Below are 19,353 nucleotides of genomic sequence, written 5' to 3'. Positions count from 1 at the left end.
TCTATTCGGCCGGCCGGTAGCGCTTCAGGCGCAGCGCGTTGCCGACCACGAAGACGCTGGACATCGCCATGGCGCCTGCCGCGAGCATCGGCGACAGCAGCCAGCCGAAGGCCGGATAGAGCGCGCCGGCGGCGATCGGGATCAGGGCGGCATTGTAGGCGAAGGCCCAGAACAGGTTTTCCTTGATGTTGCGGATCGTTGCTTCCGACAGGCCGATCGCCTTGACCACGCCGCCGACATCGCCGGACATCAGAACGACATCGGCGCTCTCGATGGCGACGTCGGTGCCGGTGCCGATCGCGATTCCGACATCGGCGGCGGCCAGCGCGGGGGCGTCGTTGATGCCGTCGCCGACGAAGGCAACCTTGGCGCCGCGCGCCTTAAGCCTTTCCACTGCATCGACTTTTCCGTCCGGCAAGACTTCCGCCAGCACCTCGTCGATGCCGAGCTTGAGGGCGATCGCCTCGGCGGTGGCGCGGTTGTCGCCCGTCACCATGACGACGCGACGACCCAGCTTGTGCAGCGCGGCCACGGCGGCGGCGGAACTCGGCTTCACCGGATCGGCGATGGCGAGGATGGCGGCGAGCTTGCCGTCGATGGCGACATAGAGCGGCGACCGGCCCTCGTTGCCTAGGCGGGCGGATTCGGCAGCGAATCCAGAGACATCGAGCCCGAGCTTGGCCATGAAGCGGTCGGCGCCGACGGCAACGGCGTGGCCATCCGCCTCGGCGCGGACGCCGTAGCCGGGCACGGCCTCGAAGTTGGTGACCGCCGGCAGGTCGAGCCTGGATTCCTTCGCCGCCGCGACCAGCGCGATGCCGATCGGGTGTTCCGAACGGCCTTCGACGGCCGCCGCCAGCCGCAGCACGAAATCGCGCTCGGAGGGGTTAACAGCGGTCAAGTCCGTTAACCCTGGACGACCTTCTGTTAATGTTCCGGTCTTGTCGATGGCGACGATCGACGTGTCGCGCAGCGTCTGCAGCGCGTCGCCCTTGCGGAACAGCACGCCGAACTCGGCCGCCCTGCCGGTCGCGACCATGATCGAGGTCGGCGTCGCCAATCCCATGGCGCAGGGGCAGGCGATGATCAGCACGGCGACGGCATTGACGAGCGCGAAGGAGAGGGCGGGCTCGGGTCCGAAGATCAGCCAGACGAGGAAGGTGACGAGGGCTGCCGCCATCACGGCCGGCACGAACCATTGGGTGACCTTGTCGACCAGGGCCTGGATCGGCAGCTTGGCGCCCTGGGCGCTCTCGACCATGCGGATGATCTGCGCCAGCACCGTGTCCGCGCCGACCTTTTCGGCCCGGAACGAGAAGCTGCCGGTCTTGTTGATCGTGCCGCCGACGACGGCAGCGCCGACAGACTTTTCCACCGGCACCGGTTCGCCGGTGATCATCGCCTCGTCGACGAAGGAAGAGCCGTCGCTGACGATGCCGTCGACCGGGATCTGGTCGCCGGGGCGGACGAGCAGGATGTCCCCGACCTTGACCGCGTCGAGTTCGACCTCGACCGGCTGGCCGTCCCGCAGAAGCCGGGCGGTCTTCGGGCGCAGCTTGACCAGCTTGCGGATCGCCGCGCCCGTCCGGCCCTTGGCGCGGGCTTCCAGCATGCGGCCGAACAGCACCAGCGTGACGATGACGGCGGCGGCTTCGAAATAGACATAGCCGGTGCCGGCCGGCAGCCAGGCGGGCAGGAAGGTGGCGACGGTCGAATAGAGATAGGCGGCGCCGGCGCCGATCGCGACGAGGGCATTCATGTCCGGGGCGAGGCGGGCCAGCGCCGGCAAGCCCTTGCGGAAGAAGCGCAAGCCGGGTCCGAACAGCACCAGCGTCGTCAGCGCGAACTGCAGGTAATTGTTCCAGGGGCCGAGCGTCATCATCACCCAGTGATGCAGCGCCGGGATCAGATGCGACCCCATCTCGACGATGAACACCGGCAGGGTCAGGGCGGCGGCGATCGCCAGCGAGCGGGCGAGGGCGGACGCCTCGGCGTCGCGCTTTTCCGATAGGTCGTCGGGCGCGTCGGTGGCGGCGATGGCGTGCGCGTCATAGCCGATGCCGCGAACGGCTTCTTCCAGCGCCGCGGTCGACACCGCGCCGGCCGGGGCCAGGATGGTGGCGCGCTCGGTGGCAAGGTTGACGCTGGCGCGGGAAACGCCCGGCACCTTCGACAGCGCCTTTTCCACGCGCGCGACACAGGACGCGCAGGTCATTCCCTCGATCGCGAGATCGAACTCCTGATCGGCCAGAATCTGGCGGGGGGAGGGCATGCTGGTCATCGAGACGGCCTTTCCTTGGCGTGATGACGATATAGGTAAAGCTTCCCATTATTGGAAGGTCAAGGCCTGTTTGCGCGCTTGACCTTGCCATGATGGGAAGCTCCATATTCGCCTCAACCCAACGAATGGAGCCCCACATGCTGACGTTGACTATCAAGGACATGTCCTGCGGCCACTGCGTCTCGACGGTGCAGAAGACCGTGAAGGCGCTCGATCCGGCCGCCGAAGTCGGCACGGATCTGGCGTCCAAGACCGTGCGCATCCAGAGCACCGCGGAAACCGGTGCGATCGTCGCCGCGCTCGAGGAAGCCGGCTACCCGAGCATCCGCGTCTAGAACTCGCTCTCGCGCCGCCGCCGCGCCAAAAGGCCATCGACGCTCCAGGCGCCGGGGCCGGCGGCGGCGATGTAGAGGAAGATGAAGCAGAACAGGATCGCCTCGATGCCGCCATTGCGGAGCGGAAAGACGTCGTTCGGCTGATGGACGAGGAAATAGGCGATCGCCATTTCGCCGGATAGCAGGAAGGCGACCGGCCCGGTGAAAAGGCCAAACAGCAGCAGCGGCGATCCGATCAGCTCGATCCAACCCGCGATCCAGGGCAGCGAGTAGGGCGCCAGGTTGGAAAGCATGTCGGAATAGGGAAAGCCCAGAAGCTTGCTCGTTCCGAACTCCAGGAAGACCAGCGCCGTGACGATGCGCAGCAGGGACAGGATCTGCGGCCGCCAGTCGCGCAGAACCGGCATGCGCGTCCAATTCGCCCGGGCGTTCAGGCCTCTGCCGCGTGGTTTGCCATTCTGAATATCCATGCCGTCCTCCCGATGGGCTGCCGCGCGCTCGCGCCGTTCCGACAAGGCGACAATGTATTTGGCGCGAAGCGCGCGATTGCATCGCTTTGTCTGGAACGAAAACAGCCGTCGGGCCTTGTTTATTCGAAGACGATTTCAGCCAAGGAGTACGTGAAGTGGCCGTCAAGGAATTGCTGAAAACGATATTCCCGGGTCATGCCGCGCGCAGCGCTCGCAAGGAAAAGAGCGACCGCCTGGACAAGGAGCTCACGGAATCCTTCCCGACGAGCGATCCGCCAGGAATGGTCCAGCCGGGCTCCGGCATCACCGGCGCCGAGGTGAAGCCTTCCAAGCTGTCCCCGTCGCAGTTGGCCAAGGGTCAGAAGGCGTAGCAGGTCCAGCCGGCGCGAACGGCTTCGGTGTGACAAGTCGTAGATCTTCCGAGGTTTGTTCCCAACCTCCCAGAGCGCCCCTCACGCGCTCCATCTCAGACCCCGGAGCCTCCAGGCTTCGGGGTCTTTTCGGCAGGGCTTTTGCTTGCCGTGACGGATTTCGGCCTGAAGCGCTTCGCGCCGGCAAAGCCTCGAAGGAACGGGCCGAAGCGGAGCCCGCAATCCGAATCCTCTTGCCTTCCTAGGGCATGGCAAAGACGGGCTTCAGCGCGACATAGGCGGCGCGGTAGCGGGCGTAGCCGTGGTCATAGACCTCGCGGTTGGCGGGATTCGGCTGGATCAATGCGCCCTGCGTCGCCAGGCTGGAAATGCCGCTCCAATCGGTGGCCAGGCCTGTCCCCATCGCCGCGACCCAGGCTGCGCCGACCGAGGAGCCATAGGGGTTGTCGAGCAACTGCACCGGCGCGCCCATCACGTCTGCCATGATCTGCATCCAGACCCGGCTCTTGGTGCCGCCATCGGAGGCGAAGAAGCGGCGCGGGGCGTGGCCCATGTCGGCCAGCACGTCGACATGGTGGCGGAAGCCATAGGCGACGCCCTCCAGCAGCGCGCGCCAGAAATGGCCCTTCCCGTTGCCGAGGCTGAGGCCGATATAGGTGCCGCGCGCCAGGGGATCATGGATCGGCGTCTTCTCGCCGAGGAAATAGGGCAGGCACAGCACGCCGTCGCTGCCCGCGGGCACCGCGCCGGCCAGCTTGTCGAGCGCGACATGCGGACGTTCCTCGCCTTCGGAATCGGCCAGCAGCCGGGCCATCCAGTTCAGGGCCGAGCCGGACGAGGCCATGCAGCCATTCGGCGCATAAAGGCCGGGGACGAGGTGATAATCGAGATAGAGCCGCGCGTCCGGCTTGGCCTTGTCGGCGGCCACGACGATATCGCCGGCGCCGCCGAACTTGAGCAGCACGTCACCATTCGAGGCGATGCCGGCGGCGAGCGCCGAGGCGATGTGATCCGCCGCGCCGCCGAAGATCGGCAGGCCCTCGGGCAGGCCGGTTTCGCGCGCGGCTTCGGCCGAGACCGTCCCCATCTGCTCATGCGTCACCGTCCGATCCGGCACCGCGCTGCGCGGGATGCCGGCGAGCGCCACGAGATCGTCGGCGATGCGGTCGGTCGCGACGTCGGTGAAACCCGCCTCCAGCGCCCAGTTCTGTTCCACCGCCCGGCGACCGGTCAGGCGCCAGTTGATGTAGTCATAGGATCCGAACACCGTGGCGATGCGCGAGAACACGTCCGGCTCGTGCTTGGCGATCCAGCGCAGCTTGGCCGCCACGAGCTGCTGGTTTATGCCGTTGCCGGTGCGCTGGAGGAACGCCGTCTCGTCGATCTCGCGCCTCAGCCCTTCGACTTCCTCGCCGCAGCGACCGTCGCTCTGCTGGATGCTCGGGCGCAGCACCTTGCCATCCGCATCGAGCAGGACCACCGCCGGCAGCATGCCGGTGACGCAGAGGCCTGCGAGCGATTCCGGGCCATCGGGCAGGGCGGCGATGGTTTCGCGCAGGACCTCGCAGGTGTTCGCCCACCATTCGGTCGGGTCTTCCTCGGCCCAGCTCGGGCGTGGCGAGGAAAGGGCTACCGGTCGCGACGCCATGTGCAGGATCTGGTCGGGCACGCGGACGGCGATCGAAATGGTCGAGGTCGTGCCGATATCGAGGCCGATGACGGTGGTCTTCTGGGCGGGCATGCAGGGATCCAGTTTCGTTGGGGAGCGGCGCACGAGCGCGGCGGCAGGCCGTGCGGGCGGTCAGTCTGGCAATCGTCCGGGCTCCGGCCCGGCGACGATGGTTTCGATATCGGCGGCCTCCAGGGCGCGCGCGAGATGGGCGGGCGGCGCCGCGTCGGTGACCAGCACGTCGGCGCCGGAAAGCTCGCATACCCGCGCCAGCGAACGATGATCGAATTTGGACGAATCGCACAGGATGACCACTTGGTCGGCCCGCGCGATGAAGGCCCGCTTCACCTCGGTGTCCTCGACCGAGTAGTCGAAGAAGCCGGCTTCGATCAGGCCCGAGACGCCGATGAAGACGCGGTCGATGTTGTAGTTCTGCAATTCGCTGACCGCGCGCGAGCCGACCACGGACTGCTCGGGATTGCGGACCTCGCCGCCCAGCACATAGACCGGGCTCTTCGAGGCGGAGAGCGTCATCGCCGCGCGCAGGCTGTTGGTGAAGACCCGCAGGTCCGGGCGGTCGAGCACCGCTTCGGCCAGGGTCAGCGTCGAGGTGCCGACATCAATGCCGATCGTCTCGCCCGGGCCGATCAGCGCGGCGGCGGCGGTGGCGATCGCGGTCTTTTCACGAGCGTTTCTGTGACGCCGGCGCTTGAAGGCCGGTTCCTCGAGGTCGAAGACCTCGCGGGGGTCGGAGGCCGACGAGACCGCGCCGCCATGCGTGCGGGCCAGCAGGCCGCGTTCTTCCAGAAGCACCAGGTCACGCCGGATCGTCATCTCGGAAACGCTGAGATTCCCGGCGATCTTCGACACGGAAACAAAGCCGTTCATCTCGATCAGCTCGAGAATGAGCGATTGGCGCGCGCCGGCCGGAATCCGGCCGAGATCCTGCCCGGCCAGCTCGGCTTGTCCGAAGATCGGGCCTGTCATGGAGCGCTGGTCACGAAGTCGGCATGCATCGCAGTTCCTTCCGGACGTTCAAACTGCAACAGGTTCGAACATTTGCAAACATTATATGGATGCAGGGCGTTGTAAAGTGTTCGATTTTGCGTTTTGGTGTGCCACCCCATCCAGCAAGGAAAAACTCTCATGGCCGGCATTTTCGATCTTTCAGGGCGCAAGGCAATCGTCACCGGCGGATCGAAGGGCATCGGCGCGGCAATCGTGCGGGCCCTCGACAAGGCCGGCGCGACGGTGGCGATCGCCGATCTCGACGTGATGGCAGCCCAGGCCGTGGTCGCGGGCCTGGACAATGGCGGCTTCGCCGTCGAGATCGACGTCACCAAGCGTCAGTCGGTTGATGCGGCGATGCAGAAGGCAATCGACGGTCTGGGCGGCTTCGATCTGCTCTGCGCCAATGCCGGCGTCTCGACCATGCGCCCGGCGATCGACATCACCGACGAGGACTGGGATTTCAATTTCGACGTCAATGCGCGCGGCGTCTTCCTCGCCAACCAGATCGCCTGCCGCCACTTCCTCGCCAACAAGACCAAGGGCGTGATCGTCAATACCGCGTCGCTGGCGGCCAAGGTCGGCGCGCCGCTGCTGGCGCACTACTCCGCATCGAAATTCGCCGTGTTCGGCTGGACCCAGGCGCTGGCGCGCGAAATGGCGCCGAAGAACATCCGCGTCAACTGCGTCTGCCCGGGCTTCGTCAAGACCGCGATGCAGGAGCGCGAGATCGTCTGGGAGGCGGAACTGCGCGGCATGACGCCGGAAGCCGTGCGCGCGGAATATATCTCGCTCACCCCGCTCGGCCGCATCGAGGAGCCGGAGGATGTCGCGGACGTCGTGGTCTTCCTCGCCTCGGACGCGGCCCGCTTCATGACCGGCCAGGGCATCAACGTCACCGGCGGCGTGCGTATGGACTAAGGCTCGCCTCTGGGCCTTGAGAAGACGTCGGGGCGGATCGGAAACGATCCGCCCCTTTTTTTCAGGGCGCCGCGGCGCGGCTGCCGACCAACTCGGTCAGGTAGAACAGGAAGGCCGCGAGCGGGAAGGCGAGGCCCGCGACGAGGATGCCGTTCCAGCCGAAGGTCTCGTAGAGCGGGCTGGCAATGGCCGAGCCTACCGCGCCGCCCATGAAGATGGTGGCGACATAGATGCCGCTCAGCCGGCTGCGGATCGCCGGCGCCATCATGAACAGCGAGCGCTGGCCGAACACCATGTTCGCCTGGACGCAGAAATCGAGCAGGATCGCCGCGATCACCAGCACCGCGATCGAGCCGACCGAGACCAGCCCCGACAGCGCGAAGGCGATGAACACGCCGGCGATCGCCAGGCCGGTGCCGATGCGGCCGAGACCGCGATCGGCGAGGCGGCCGGCCAGCGGCGCCGAGAGCGCGCCAGCGGCGCCCGCCAGCGCGAAGACGGCAATCTGCGTCTGCGACAAATGGAAGGGAGCGCCGGCGAGTTCCAGCGGCGCGCTGGTCCAGAACAGGCTGAAATCCGCGAACAGGGCGAACTGGTAGAAGCCGCGCCGGCGCAGCACCGGCGTATCGCGGAAGATCGACCAGAGCGAGCCGATCAACTGCGAATAGGTGTGGCCGGAATGGGGATGGCGCTGCGGCAGATGGCGCAGCAGCAGGAGCGCCAGGGCCAGCATGAGGCCGGCCGAGCAGAAGAACACGCCGCGCCAGCCGATCAGGTCGGCCAGCACGCCGGCGAGCGGCCGCGCGAACAGGATGCCGACCATCAACCCGCCCATGACGTTGCCGACCGTGCGGCCGCGCGTCGCGTCGCTGGCCATGTGGGCGGCCATCGGCACGAGCACCTGGGCGATGCTGGAACAGATGCCGATGAACAGCACCGCGCCGAGGAAGGGCAGGCTGCTGGGCGCGACGGCGGCGAGCAGCAGCGCGAAGGCCGTGACGCCGACGGCGATCAGGACCAGCTTCTTGTTCTCGATGATGTCGCCAAGCGGCACCATCAGCATCAGGCCGACGCCATAGCCGATCTGGGTCAGCGTGACGACGAGGCTGGCGAGCGCCGGCGGCAGGCCGATATCCGGCCCGATCAGCGCGATCAGCGGCTGGGCGTAATAGAGATTGGCGACGATGGCGCCGCAGGCGGCCGCCATCAGGATGGTCAAGGGTCCGGAAATGGTGGCGGGAATCGGCGCCGGCTCGACGCCGGCAGGATCTGGCAGTCGCATGGGAAAGCTCTTGTTTGATGGTGGGGCGATCGCCTCGGTGCGACGTCCGGCCATCCGGGGGAAGGACATGGGCAAGAAATGGCAGCTTTCGCGAGTCAGTCCTATCATCCGTAAGGATGAGTGGATCCCCGGGCCGCCGTTGGGAAATCGGAGAGGCTCAGTCCCTCGGCGTCAGCACGCCATCGAGCGCCACCAGCCTTCCACGCTTGATCACGGTACGGCCGCGCGGCGCGCCGGCGACGGCCTCCGGCACGGAGCCAGCGTCGAGCAGCACGATGTCGGCGCGCTGGCCCGGCTCGAGGCCATAATGCGTCACGCCCAGCACGGCGGCGGGGATCTCCGTGACCATCGCGAAGGCGTGCACGAGATCCGGATCGGCGAGGAATTCCTGCCGGTAGCCGATGATCTGGGCCCGGCGCAGCAGGTCGCCGTCGCCATAGGGCGACCAGGCGTCGCGGATGTTGTCGGAACCGGCAAATACGGTGACGCCCGCCTCCCGCAGTCGCTTGACCGGCGGCATGGCGACGGGCCCCGGGCCGTTGGTCATGATGGCGACCCGGGCGTTGGCCAGCGCCTCGGCCGTGCGGAAAAACTCGAAATCGTCGATCTGGCCGAGCGCGAAGGCGTGGCTGACCGCGACCTTGCCCTCCAGCCCGAGCGCCAGCGTGCGCGCCGCGATCTGGCGCAGCTCGAAGGCGCCGAGCGGGCCGGAATCATGCAGGTGGATGTCGACGCCGACGCCATGCTTCTCCGCGACCGCGAAGACCGCGTCGAGATGGCCGGTGACGTCCTGGTCGATGCCGGCCGGGTCGAGCCCGCCGACGAGATCGGCGCCCTCGCGAACCGCCGCATCAAGCAGGTCGGCGACGCCGGGATCGATCCGGATGCCGCTTTGCGGGAAGGCGACGATCTGGATGTCGACCAGGTCCCAGTAGCGCTCCTTGAGCCGCAGCAGCGCATGCAGGCCCTTCAGGCCCACTTCCGTGTCGATGTCGACATGGCTCCGGAGGCTGCCTGTGCCGAAGGCGGCGATCTGCTCGATCAGCCGTCCGCCGCGCTCCTCGACCGGCAGCGCCACGGTGCGGCGCAGCTGCTTTTCCGCCTCGATCCGCAGTGCGACCGTGTCGCCGGGAATGTGCGGGATGAAGGGAAGGCCGAGCAGCGTCTTGTCGAGATGGATGTGGCCTTCGACGAAGGAGGGCGCGGCGAGGCGATCGGTGGCGTCGATGCGGTCGCAATCGGCGGGGCCCTGGCCAGCCGGCACGATGGCCGCGATGGTCTCGCCGGCGACCAGGATATCGACGCGGCGTCCGTCGGCAAGCGTGGCGCCGGCGACGACAAGGCTCGGCAGCAGCGAAGGGCTCAAGAGATCAGTCCCATCCGCCGGGCAGCGACGACGCGGTAGAGCCGGTCGCCATAGACGGCTTCCTCCTCGCGGGCCGAGAAGACAAGGCTGATGTCATGCTCGTCGTCTGACTGGATCGCGGCGGCCGCGATTTCCGGCCAGCCGGGGGCGGGCAGGTGGCGCCATTGATCCAGCTGCTCGGCGCTCGGCAGGCTGGGGAAGCCGATCTTCGGCACCAGCGAGGCGATGATCTGCCAGAAATAGCGCTGCAGCGCCGGACGGTCAGCTTCCTCCAGATGCGGCCCGATCATTCGGATCCAGTGCGAGCCGGTCAGCGCGTGCAGCGAGGAGAAGTCCATGGTCGCGGCAAACAGCGCGAGCGAGGTCTCGGCCAGCCTGCGGCCGGTCTCCGGACCGATCGCGAGCCAGTCGACGACGGGCGCAAAGGATTCCTTCTCGCCCGCCGCGCGGATGTTGTGCCAGAGCAGATCCGTCTCGGGCTCGACTTCGCGCAGGCAGGGCAGTTCGCAGGCGCGGGCCAGGACCTGGCCGGGATCGTCGGTGACCGGCGCTGCGCCTGTGGCGCGCGGCATGGTGAGATAGGTGGCCGACCAGTAGCCGAGCGCGGTGCCGACTTCGCTCGGATCCATCCGCATCACGCCATAGGCGGTGCGCATCATGCCGTGCAGCGCGCTGGCGCCGATGCCGGGGATCAGCGTCGGCAGATAGGTCTGGATCGCGGCGTCGATGCCGATCCGGCGAACTTCCCCCTCGAAGAACCTACGATAGTCCTGTTCGCGCGCGCGATCGCCGAGCGCGTCCGTCCAGGTCTCGCGCGAGATCGGCCCGACCGGGGGCGGCGGCGGAACCAGGCCATTGGTGTCGCGGTAGGTGTCGAAATAGTCGCGCAGCCGCTCCTTCGGCGCGCCGAGCCGATCGAGCGCCACCAGGATCATCGGCAGATGATTGGCCAGCAGCAGCGGGAACTCGGCGCTGAACATCCGGACTTCGACGAGCAGGTCCTCGAGAGTGTCGATCTCGGTGCGCGGGGATAGGGCCATGGCATTCCTCGGGAATTAGGTCTTCGTGTTCGAGACGCTGAAGTGAACTTCATCATAGGCCATCAATTCCGCATAGTGCCGGTCTGCGTCGTCGAGGAAAAGGCCCTTTGTCAAAGCCGCGACCATTCTTGGCACGCCGTATTTGAGCCCGGTAATGCCGTTGCAGATCGGCCCCAGGCTCGGCACCGCGCCATTGTTGAAGACATGGATGCTGGCGAGATGCGGCGCCGTTCCCGGATGCTTCTCGGTGAACTCGAAGGCGCGGCCGAGATAGGGATAGCGGCCGAGGCTCGCATCCGCTTCCCCCTCCGGCGCCGCGAAGCGGTCGGACCACAGCGCGATGTCGTCGACGATGTTGGCCAGCTCGGGCCGGCGGCGCAGGTCGATGTCGTAGCCGGTGCCGAGCAGCAGGTGGTCGAAGTCGAAACGGCCGCGCGGCGTGTCGAGCCGGATGCGGCCGTTCTCGACGCCCAGCCGTTCGGGCGGACAGCCCAGTTCGAGGCGGAAATTCGGAAAGGCGCAGGCGGCGTTGAACATCTCCGTCGTCGGCGGCGTCTTGATGTCGAAGAAGCGGCGCATGAAGCGCCAGCGGCGCAGATCGTCGAGATCGGCGAAATGGCTGAGGAAGCCCGGGAAATTCGTCCAGGCCAGCACCTCGGTCCTGGCGAATTCCGTGGCCCGGCCAAACAGGGTCGCCGAGCGCGCGCCGGCCCGGAGCGCGGCCGTCGCCCAGTCGAAAGCGGAAGAGGACGAGCCGAGAATGCCGACGTCGCGCCCGGCCAGGCGCGATGTGTCGATCGTCTCGCCGCTATGGGTCCAGACCTCGCGCGGCAGGTTCTCCGAGACGATGGCCGGCACCGCATGGCCGCCGGCGCCTTCTATGCCGGTGGCCAACACGATCTTGCGCGCATAGATCCGCTCGGGTCCCCCGGGGGCTTCGACCGAGAGCGCCAGGCCGTCGGAAAAGGGTTCGATGGCGGTGAGCGTGGTCTCGTTGCGCACGGCAAGGCCGGTGACGCGGCGATACCAGCGCAGATAGTCCATCCAGTCGGCGCGGCCGATCTTGCCGAGGCTGTCCCAGGATTGTGCGCCATGGATCGCCTCATGCCAGGCGCGATAGGTCAGGCTGGGGACGCCCAGGTCCGGCCCGGCGAGATGTTTGGGCGAGCGCAGCGTGTCCATGCGGGCGCAGGTCAGCCACGGTCCTTCCTGTCCCTCGGGGCGGGCATCGAGGGACAGGACGTTGACGACGCCCTGCCGCTTCAGCCCGAAGGCGATCGACAGTCCGGACAGGCCGGCGCCGATGATGACGACATCATGGACCGGTGCACCTTCCGGGCCGCCACGAGACGGAATCCATGCACGCGGCGCGGCCTCGATGCGGATCAGGTCGGCCGCGATTTGCCGTTCCAGTTCGGTCAGTTGGGCGCAAAAGGTCATGCAGCGCATCCTCGCTCGGGAAGGCTTGCATCGTATCGCATCGGTGCGAAACTGTGCTTGACGTAAAATTAGGCATAGGCGACTTTTTCTGTCGTGCGCCAGGGCCGGTGAATTCGCAGCAATATGCATGCCCGAATGCCGCAAGCGAACATGGTTGTTGTTTGCGGAGGAACATCGCGACGCAAGCTGACGGCAAGTTGGGCAAGCTGCCAACTAAAGGAACAGCTTGATGAAAGCTGATCATCTTGGGTTTTGCCGGAATAAAAGGTAGGTCTTGAGCACGGTATTGTTTGATGTAAGCTGCGCCACGCCCCTTGTCCCGAGGAAGAGAAAGTCACAGGAATGAGCACCGCATCGCTGTTAAAGCTCGGAGTTGCCGGGCTGGTCTATGTGAGCATCGCGGGCGCTGCGCTCGCCGCCGACAAGCCGCTGGCCGGCATCACGCTGAACCTCGCCTCGCAGAACGACCAGTTCGCGCCCGTGATCGCCAAACTGGCGCCGAAGTTCGAGGAGGAAACGGGCGCGACCGTCAAGGTCGACATCCTCGACTATGGCTCCCTGCTTACCAAGACACAGGCAGATTTCATCGGTCACACCAAGAATTACGACCTTGTGACGATGGATATCGTCTGGGCCGGGCAATATGCCGACAACAAATACACCGTCGACCTGACCGACTGGATCAAGCGCGACGCGGACGAGATGAAGCTGGACGATATCTACCCGTCCACGATCAAGTATATCGGCCAGTATGACGGCAAGCAGGTGGCGTTTCCGTTTGCCGGCTATGCGGCGGTGCTCGCCTATCGCAAGGATCTGCTCGACGCAGCCGGCCTGAAGGTTCCCGAGACGGCGGAAGAGTTCGTCGAGACGGCGATCAAGCTGACCGATCCCGACAAGAAGCAGTACGGCTTCGTCGCCAACGGCCAGAAGGGCCCGGCGGTGGCGCAGGACTGGCTGCAGTACAACGCCCAGCTCGGCGGCTCGGTGCTGGACGCGTCCGGCAAGCCGGCGATCAATTCGGAAGCCAACGTCAACAGCCTGAAGGTCTACAAGGAACTGTTCGACAAGGCGGCCCCTCCCGGCGCCGTCGACTATGACTGGGGCGGCCGCGAGGAGAGCTTCCGCCAGGGCCTGGTCGCGATGATGGAAACCTGGTCGGTCGGCGCACCCGGCTACTACGATCCCTCCATGTCGAAGATCGTCGACAGCGTCGCCATCACCACCACGCCGGTGGCCAAGGGCCTGCCGGTCAAGTATGGCCTGGGCGGCTGGGGCATGGGTATCAATGCCGATATCGACCCGGCGCAGCAGGAAGCCGCCTGGAAGTTCATCAAGTGGCTGACCAGCCCGGAGATCCAGAAAGAATTCAACATGGAGGGCGCCGGCAGCTACATCCGCAAATCGACGCTCGCCGACCCGGACCTGAACAAGAAGTTCCCCTACCTGCCCGTGATCGCCAAGTCGTTCGAGAACGCCGACGGCGACTATCGCCCGCGCATTCCGCAGTATCCCGAAATCCAGGATCTGCTCGGCACGGCGGTGAACGCCGTGCTGGTCGGCGGTGTCGAGCCGAAGGCGGCGCTCGACGAAGTGCAGGAAAAGGCTGTGAAGCTGTTCTGATCGGGCTAGACTCCAGGCGAGGGCGCAATGCTCTCGCCTGGAGTCTTCCTTGCGGGCGGTTGAGGACTTAAGGCCAGATACCGATTGGCAGGAGCTAGATCCTCACCTCTCCCTGAGGAAGAGGTGAGGATCAGGCTCCTGGTGAGGGTTTGGGAAACGATCCGGTGAGGCCGTAAACCCTCACCCGCCGCACTGCGTGCGCCGACCTCTCCCTTGAGGCGAGAGGTGAAGAAGCGCACCGGCGCTTCAACTGTCCTGATCCAGCGAGGGTGTTCCGCATTGGCTACGACTTCCGTCGGCTCGATCGATTTCCCCCAGCGCAAGGCGGCCCGCCTGCGCTTCCAGGACCGGCGCAGGCTCTTCCTGATCGCGCTCGCGGTTCCGGCCGTGGTCTATGTCGTGCTGATCGCGCTCTGGCCGCTGGCGCAGGGCATCTGGTACTCGTTCTTCGACTATAATCTGCTGCGCGGCGGAGGAAGGCGGACCTTCGTAGGCCTCGCCAACTATGCCGAGCTCTGGACGGATTCGACGGCGCGCCGGGCGCTGATCAACACCTTCGTCTTCACCTTCGCCGCCGTGGCGCTGGAGTTCGTCTTCGGCCTTTGCCTGGCGCTGCTGCTCTGGCGCGAGGGGCGCTTCAACCGCATCTGCCTCGCCTTCCTGCTGATCCCGGTCACGATCACGCCGGTGGTCGTTGGCCTGATCTTCCGCGCGCTGCTCGCCGTCGATTACGGCTTCTTCGGCTATTACCTGGCCGAATGGGGCATATCCGGCCCGCGCGGATTCCTCGCCTCGACCAGCTCCGCGCTGCCGGTCGTCATCCTGATCGATGTGTGGGAATGGACGCCGCTGGTCGCGCTGATCCTGCTCGCCGGGCTCAAGTCGCTGCCGGGTGACATATTGGAGGCGGCCTCTGCCGATGGCGCCACGGCGTTGCAGCGCTTCCGGCTCGTCGTCCTGCCGCTGCTGCTGCCGACCGTGTTCCTGGCGCTGGTGCTGCGGGTGATGGATGCGTTCCGCGTGTTCGACATCATCTTCGTCACCACCGGCGGCGGGCCGGGCGACGCGACCAATTCGCTGATGGTCTATGGCGTCAAGCAGGGCCTGCAGTTCTTCAACATCGGCTTTGCCTCGGCGATCGGCAATGTCGCGATCCTCTGCATCGCGGTGCTCTGCGCCGCCTTCACCCTGCTGATCCGCCGGGCCGATGTGAGGGCCAACGAGACATGAAAGCCCGCACCCGCCAGATCGCGATCGAGCGCACCACGCTGGTCGTCATCCTCGCCCTCTACATGATCCCGGTGCTGTGGCTGGTCTCGACTGCCTACAAGCCGCCGCGCGAGATCTTCTCCTCGCCGCCGAGCTTCACCTTCAGCCCGACCCTGTTCAATTTCGAGCGCATCTTCCAGCTGTTCGACGTCTGGCAGTTGCTGAAGTCGAGCATCGTCATGAGCCTCGGCACCACGGTGCTGTCGCTGCTGCTCGGCGTGCCGGCCGGCTATGCGCTGGCGCGGTCGAAATCGCGCTACGCCATCGTCGTCGCCTATTTCTTCCTGGCGATCCGCACGGTGCCGATCATCGCGACGCTGATCCCGTTCTATCTGATGATGCGCGACATCGGCCTGCTCGGGACGTGGTGGGCCGTCATCCTGATCAACACGACGCTGAACTGCGCCTTCGTCACCTGGATGATGTTCTCCTATTTCCGCGCGCTGCCGCGCGACATGGAGGAGGCGGCGCTGACCGATGGCTGCACGCTCTGGGGCGCGTTCTACCGCGTCGCGCTGCCGACCGTGGTGCCCGGCATCATCGCCAGCGCGCTGTTCTGCATCATGTTCTCGTGGAACGACTTCCTGACGCCGATGTTCCTGACCAATTCGGACACCAAGCCGCTCTCGGTGGCGCTGCTGGCTTCGTTCGGCACCAAGGACATCACCTGGGGGACGCTCGGCGCCCTGGCGCATTTCTCGACCGTGCCGATCGTGCTGATGGCGCTGTTCCTGAACCGCTATTTCGTCCAGGGCCTGACTAAGGGCGTGCACTGACTCTCTGCGGGACGGGGAGGGCGCGGCCTATGCCGCGGCCCTGCCGCAATCCGTGCGGTCGGCAATGTCAGGTGGCCCTTCGAGCGCCCCGGCGCGCCGGCAAAGAATCGACGGAAAAATGGGCAGGGCATCGCACCGCGCCGCCGACCCTTCAGCCGGTTGCGCGGTGCGTAGGGCGCGGACGGCAACGCTCGGCCCCCCGACCGATCGCGCGCCCGCAGCGCCTGGAGGCAGCTTCCCTCAATTCCGTCGCGGACGGGCGGCCTGGATCGGGGGCCGCGGGTCGGCGGGCTTCGGGTCGACGCTCAGATGGCGCGTCTGCCGTTCGGCCCAGGCGACGGAGGTCATAAAGACCAGGAAGGCGCTGATGATGGCGCCCAGAGCGAGGATGTTGGCTGCAGTCATGACAGGCTCCGTTTTTGACGGAACCAATATCGAGTTCCAGATTGTAGCCTGCCTTGATCGAAATCAACCGATCTCTTTGACCCAATAGGTAATTTTACGAAATTCGCTGTAAATTGCCTCTATTTTGACCCTATTGCTCAGGCGACGATCGCCTGTTCGGACGCCGCATCGAACAGATGGATGCGGGATGGGTCGACGGTGAGACAGATTCGGTCGTCTTTCCGTATCGGCAAGGTGCCGTCGACGATGGCGCGCAGTCGCGTGCGAGCCGAGCTCAGCTCCTCGCCATCCTCCGAAACGCCAGCGGCGATGACGGCGGCACCGTCGAGATCGAGATGCACCAGCAGGTTGGCGCCGAGGTCCTCGACGAAGGCGACGCGGCCGGAGAGCTTGCCGGGACCCGGCGTTCTGTCGGCGACGAACTGGAACGCCTCGGGGCGGATGCCGGCGATGATGTCCCGGCCGGCGAAGCGGGCGATGCCAGGACGGACGTCCAGGGCTGCCGGGTCGAGCGCGATCGTCAGGTCGCCGAGCTTCAGTCCGGGATCGCCCTCGGCCGCGACGACCTGACCGGGCAGAAGGTTCATCGGCGGCGAGCCGATGAAGCCGGCGACGAACAGATTGGCCGGGGCGTCATAGAGGGTGCGCGGGGCGGCCAGCTGCTGCAGCACGCCCTTGTTCATCACGGCCACGCGGTCGCCCATCGTCATCGCCTCGACCTGGTCGTGCGTGACATAGACGGTGGTGACGCCGGTCATCTTCTGCAGATGCGCGATCTCGGCCCGCATCTGGCCGCGCAGCCGCGCGTCAAGATTGGAGAGCGGCTCGTCCATCAGGAAGGCTTTGGGCGAACGCACGAGGGCGCGGCCCATGGCGACGCGCTGGCGCTGCCCGCCGGAAAGACGTCCCGGCTTGCGGTCGAGCAGGTCGGAAAGCTCCAGCAGCTTCGCCGTCTCCTCGACCTTGGCGCGGATTTCCGCCTTGTCGGAGCCGCGGACCCGGAGACCGAAGCCGATATTGTCGGCGACCGAGAGATGCGGATAGAGCGCGTAGGACTGGAACACCATGGCGATGTTGCGGTCGCGCGGCGAGAGGTCGTTGGCGACCGCGCCGTCGATGACGAGCGAGCCGTCGGAGATTTCCTCAAGCCCCGCGATCATGCGCAGCGCCGTCGACTTTCCGCAGCCGGACGGGCCGACCAGCACCAGAAACTCGCCATCGGCGATCTTCAAATCGAGCGCATTGACGGCGAGCTGGCCGTCATCATAGCGCTTGGTCACCCGCTCAAAGACGATCTCGGCCATTGCCATTCCCTCATGTCGGAAGGCGAGCGTGCCACGCCCGGGGACCGCCTGTCAAAGCCGAGGAGTGCTGCAATTTCAACCGTTTCGGTGCCTTATTCGGCATGTTCGGTTGATGCTATCCGGCGGGCGGAATCTCGAACACGCGGATGATCTCGACCATCTTGGCGACGCTCTCCTCCGAGGTGACGTCGAGCGTCGGCGCGGTGGCGAAACCGAGGGCCACGGCCTCCGGCGCCACGGCCTGACTGCCCGTGCGGCACGAAGCGTGGATCTCGCGCGCGCCGGTCCGGTCGAGGATATGCGCGACATTGTCCGGCCGCACGCCCGAGCCCGGCATGATCGCCAGCCGGTCGCCGGCGCGCTGCACCAGTTCGGCCAGCAGCGGCACGCCGTCCATCGCCTTGCGCTCGCGACCCGAGGTCAGGATGCGTTCGAAGCCGAGCGTGACGGCCGTCTCCAGCGCATCGAACGGATCCGGCACGAGATCGAAGGCGCGATGCAGCGTGGCGCCGAGGCCCTCGGCATGGCTGCGCAGATGGAACAGCGCCTCGGCATCGAGCTTTCCGCGCGGTTCGGAGGCGCCCAGCACGACGCCGGCGAGCCCGGCGGCGCGGGCGGCGTCGATGTCGCGGCGCATCTGGTCGAGTTCGCCGGGCGAGAAGACGAAATCGCCTTCGCGCGGCCGGATCATCGCATAGACCGGCACGCCCACCTTGGCGGCGATCCTCATCAGGCCGGGGGAGGGCGTCAGCCCGCCGATCGACAGCGCGCTGCACAGTTCGATGCGGTCGGCGCCGCCATGGATGGCTGCGGCGAGGCCGTCGGGCGTGTCGACGCAGATTTCAAGCTGGATTTTCATGGGCGCCATTGGATCATGCCGGGAGTTCTTCCGCCAGCATCGCCGCGCCGATCAGCCCGCTGGCACCGCGCGTCCGGCCGGGGACGACCAGCGGCGGGTCATAGCGGCCGAGCACACGCGCCCGCACGGCGAGGTCGATCCGCTCCAGCAGCGCCACATCGGAGGAGAGCCCGCCGCCGACCGGGATGGCCCAGGGGCCGAGGGTGTTGACGATCACCGAAAGCGGCCCGGCGATCAGTTCCACGAAGGCATCGACCGTGCGGGCGGCATCGGCGTCGCCGGCGTGCCAGGCCTGCGTGATCGCGTGGCTGGTCAGGCTTGCGCCGGTGAATGCCGCGTGGATCCGCTCCAGCCCGCGCGCCGACCCGTAGCTGTCGAGGCAGCCGATCTGGCCGCAGCCGCAGCGGATGACCGGAATACCGCGCGCCGCGACGGCTTCCGCCAGAATCGGTCCATGGCCCCATTCGCCGGTGACGCCGTTGGCACCGCGCACCATCCGGCCGCCGATCACCAGCCCGCCGCCGACGCCGGTGCCCAGAATGGCGCCGAAGACGATCGGCATGCCGCGGCCGGCGCCGACCGTCGCCTCGGCCAGCGCGAAGCAGTCGGCGTCATTGCCGACCCGCACCGGCACGCCGAGCGCCGCGGAGATCTCGTTCTCCAGATGATGGCCATTCACCACCGGGACATTGGCCGCCTGCGCGATGCCGGTAGCGCTGTCCGTGGTGCCGGCGATCGAGATGCCGATCCGCGTCGCTTGGCTGCCGTCGGCGGCGACGAGCGATCGCAGGGCGGCCACGAAATCCCCCCAGTTCGTGTGCGGGGTCGGAAGGGTCGCGCGGTTGGTCACCGCGCCCTCCCGGTCGACACGGGCGAACTCGATCTTGGAGCCGCCAATGTCGAAGGCTGCGGTAACGGACATCTCGTCTCCCGG

17 protein-coding genes and 1 pseudogene are annotated in these 19,353 nt (G+C 66.6%); 6 read left to right on the top strand and 12 right to left on the bottom strand.

The annotated features are described in order from the left end of the window. Position 1: 1 nt before the first annotated feature. Positions 2–2,233 (bottom strand): annotated as a pseudogene (locus OSH10_RS01170) (heavy metal translocating P-type ATPase); the annotation flags it as partial. 185 nt (positions 2,234–2,418) lie between these two features. Between OSH10_RS01170 and OSH10_RS01165 the strand changes: the two are divergent. Then, a complete protein-coding gene (locus tag OSH10_RS01165) occupies positions 2,419–2,616 on the top strand; it encodes a heavy-metal-associated domain-containing protein (protein ID WP_266329619.1) in 198 nt (65 codons plus the stop codon). Here the strand turns inward: OSH10_RS01165 and OSH10_RS01160 are convergent. Beyond that, a complete protein-coding gene (locus OSH10_RS01160; RefSeq protein WP_266330353.1) occupies positions 2,613–3,023 on the bottom strand; it encodes a DoxX family protein in 411 nt (136 codons plus the stop codon). The two genes, OSH10_RS01165 and OSH10_RS01160, sit on opposite strands and share 4 nt — an antisense overlap. Positions 3,024–3,241: 218 nt before the next feature. On the opposite strand from OSH10_RS01160, the gene OSH10_RS01155 reads away from it, so the two are divergent. Then, the gene (locus OSH10_RS01155) at positions 3,242–3,457 is read left to right on the top strand and encodes a hypothetical protein (RefSeq protein ID WP_266329618.1); all 216 of its coding nucleotides are present in this window, start codon (positions 3,242–3,244) and stop codon (positions 3,455–3,457) included. A 241-nt stretch (positions 3,458–3,698) separates the two neighbouring features. On the opposite strand, the gene OSH10_RS01150 is transcribed toward OSH10_RS01155, so the two are convergent. Further along, positions 3,699–5,198: an FGGY-family carbohydrate kinase gene (locus OSH10_RS01150; protein ID WP_266329617.1), complete on the bottom strand. Its 1,500-nt coding sequence runs from the start codon at positions 5,196–5,198 to the stop codon at positions 3,699–3,701. A gap of 60 nt (positions 5,199–5,258) precedes the next feature. Beyond that, positions 5,259–6,113 carry a DeoR/GlpR family DNA-binding transcription regulator gene (locus tag OSH10_RS01145; RefSeq protein ID WP_266329616.1) on the bottom strand — a complete coding sequence of 285 codons (855 nt, stop codon included), beginning with the start codon at positions 6,111–6,113 and terminating at the stop codon, positions 5,259–5,261. Positions 6,114–6,272: 159 nt separating this feature from the next. Here OSH10_RS01145 and OSH10_RS01140 point away from each other — a divergent pair, with 159 nt between their 5' ends. Then, entirely contained in the window at positions 6,273–7,055 is a 783-nt protein-coding gene (locus OSH10_RS01140) for an SDR family NAD(P)-dependent oxidoreductase (RefSeq protein WP_266329615.1), read from the top strand. Positions 7,056–7,116: 61 nt separating this feature from the next. Here the strand turns inward: OSH10_RS01140 and OSH10_RS01135 are convergent, their stop codons facing one another. The 4 genes from OSH10_RS01135 to OSH10_RS01120 form a co-directional block, all read right to left on the bottom strand. Continuing rightward, positions 7,117–8,337, bottom strand: a complete 1,221-nt coding sequence (locus OSH10_RS01135; RefSeq protein ID WP_266329614.1) for an MFS transporter — start codon at positions 8,335–8,337, stop codon at positions 7,117–7,119. Positions 8,338–8,494: 157 nt separating this feature from the next. Next, positions 8,495–9,691 (bottom strand): amidohydrolase family protein, encoded by a 1,197-nt coding sequence (locus tag OSH10_RS01130; RefSeq protein ID WP_266330352.1) that lies wholly within the window; start codon positions 9,689–9,691, stop codon positions 8,495–8,497. An 8-nt stretch (positions 9,692–9,699) separates the two neighbouring features. After that, entirely contained in the window at positions 9,700–10,743 is a 1,044-nt protein-coding gene (locus tag OSH10_RS01125; RefSeq protein ID WP_407660646.1) for a questin oxidase family protein, read from the bottom strand. Between the two features lie 15 nt (positions 10,744–10,758). Continuing rightward, on the bottom strand, positions 10,759–12,183 hold the full coding sequence (locus OSH10_RS01120; RefSeq protein ID WP_266329613.1) for a SidA/IucD/PvdA family monooxygenase: 1,425 nt from the start codon (positions 12,181–12,183) through the stop codon (positions 10,759–10,761). 342 nt (positions 12,184–12,525) lie between these two features. Between OSH10_RS01120 and OSH10_RS01115 the strand changes: the two genes are divergently transcribed. From OSH10_RS01115 to OSH10_RS01105, 3 genes are all read left to right on the top strand, one after another. After that, on the top strand, positions 12,526–13,806 hold the full coding sequence (locus OSH10_RS01115; protein WP_266329611.1) for an extracellular solute-binding protein: 1,281 nt from the start codon (positions 12,526–12,528) through the stop codon (positions 13,804–13,806). Between the two features lie 279 nt (positions 13,807–14,085). After that, the gene (locus tag OSH10_RS01110; protein WP_266329609.1) at positions 14,086–15,036 is read left to right on the top strand and encodes a carbohydrate ABC transporter permease; all 951 of its coding nucleotides are present in this window, start codon (positions 14,086–14,088) and stop codon (positions 15,034–15,036) included. Next, positions 15,033–15,851: a carbohydrate ABC transporter permease gene (locus OSH10_RS01105; RefSeq protein ID WP_266329608.1), complete on the top strand. Its 819-nt coding sequence runs from the start codon at positions 15,033–15,035 to the stop codon at positions 15,849–15,851. Before OSH10_RS01110 ends, OSH10_RS01105 begins: the two co-directional genes overlap by 4 nt. 240 nt (positions 15,852–16,091) lie before the next feature. On the opposite strand, the gene OSH10_RS01100 is transcribed toward OSH10_RS01105, so the two are convergent. The 4 genes from OSH10_RS01100 to OSH10_RS01085 all read right to left on the bottom strand — a co-directional run bounded on the left by OSH10_RS01100 (position 16,092) and on the right by OSH10_RS01085 (position 19,341). Further along, the gene (locus tag OSH10_RS01100) at positions 16,092–16,256 is read right to left on the bottom strand and encodes a hypothetical protein (protein ID WP_266329607.1); all 165 of its coding nucleotides are present in this window, start codon (positions 16,254–16,256) and stop codon (positions 16,092–16,094) included. Positions 16,257–16,393: 137 nt separating this feature from the next. After that, positions 16,394–17,560 carry an ABC transporter ATP-binding protein gene (locus OSH10_RS01095; protein WP_266329606.1) on the bottom strand — a complete coding sequence of 389 codons (1,167 nt, stop codon included), beginning with the start codon at positions 17,558–17,560 and terminating at the stop codon, positions 16,394–16,396. 115 nt (positions 17,561–17,675) lie between these two features. Further along, on the bottom strand, positions 17,676–18,419 hold the full coding sequence (locus OSH10_RS01090) for a copper homeostasis protein CutC (RefSeq protein ID WP_266329605.1): 744 nt from the start codon (positions 18,417–18,419) through the stop codon (positions 17,676–17,678). A 13-nt stretch (positions 18,420–18,432) separates the two neighbouring features. After that, positions 18,433–19,341, bottom strand: coding sequence for an ROK family protein (locus OSH10_RS01085; protein WP_266329603.1), 909 nt, complete (start codon positions 19,339–19,341; stop codon positions 18,433–18,435). Positions 19,342–19,353: the final 12 nt, after the last annotated feature.

The organism is Kaistia defluvii (genome assembly GCF_026343955.1).
In the GTDB taxonomy this organism is placed as follows: domain Bacteria; phylum Pseudomonadota; class Alphaproteobacteria; order Rhizobiales; family Kaistiaceae; genus Kaistia; species Kaistia defluvii.
This window is presented reverse-complemented; position numbering and strand designations above follow the sequence as displayed.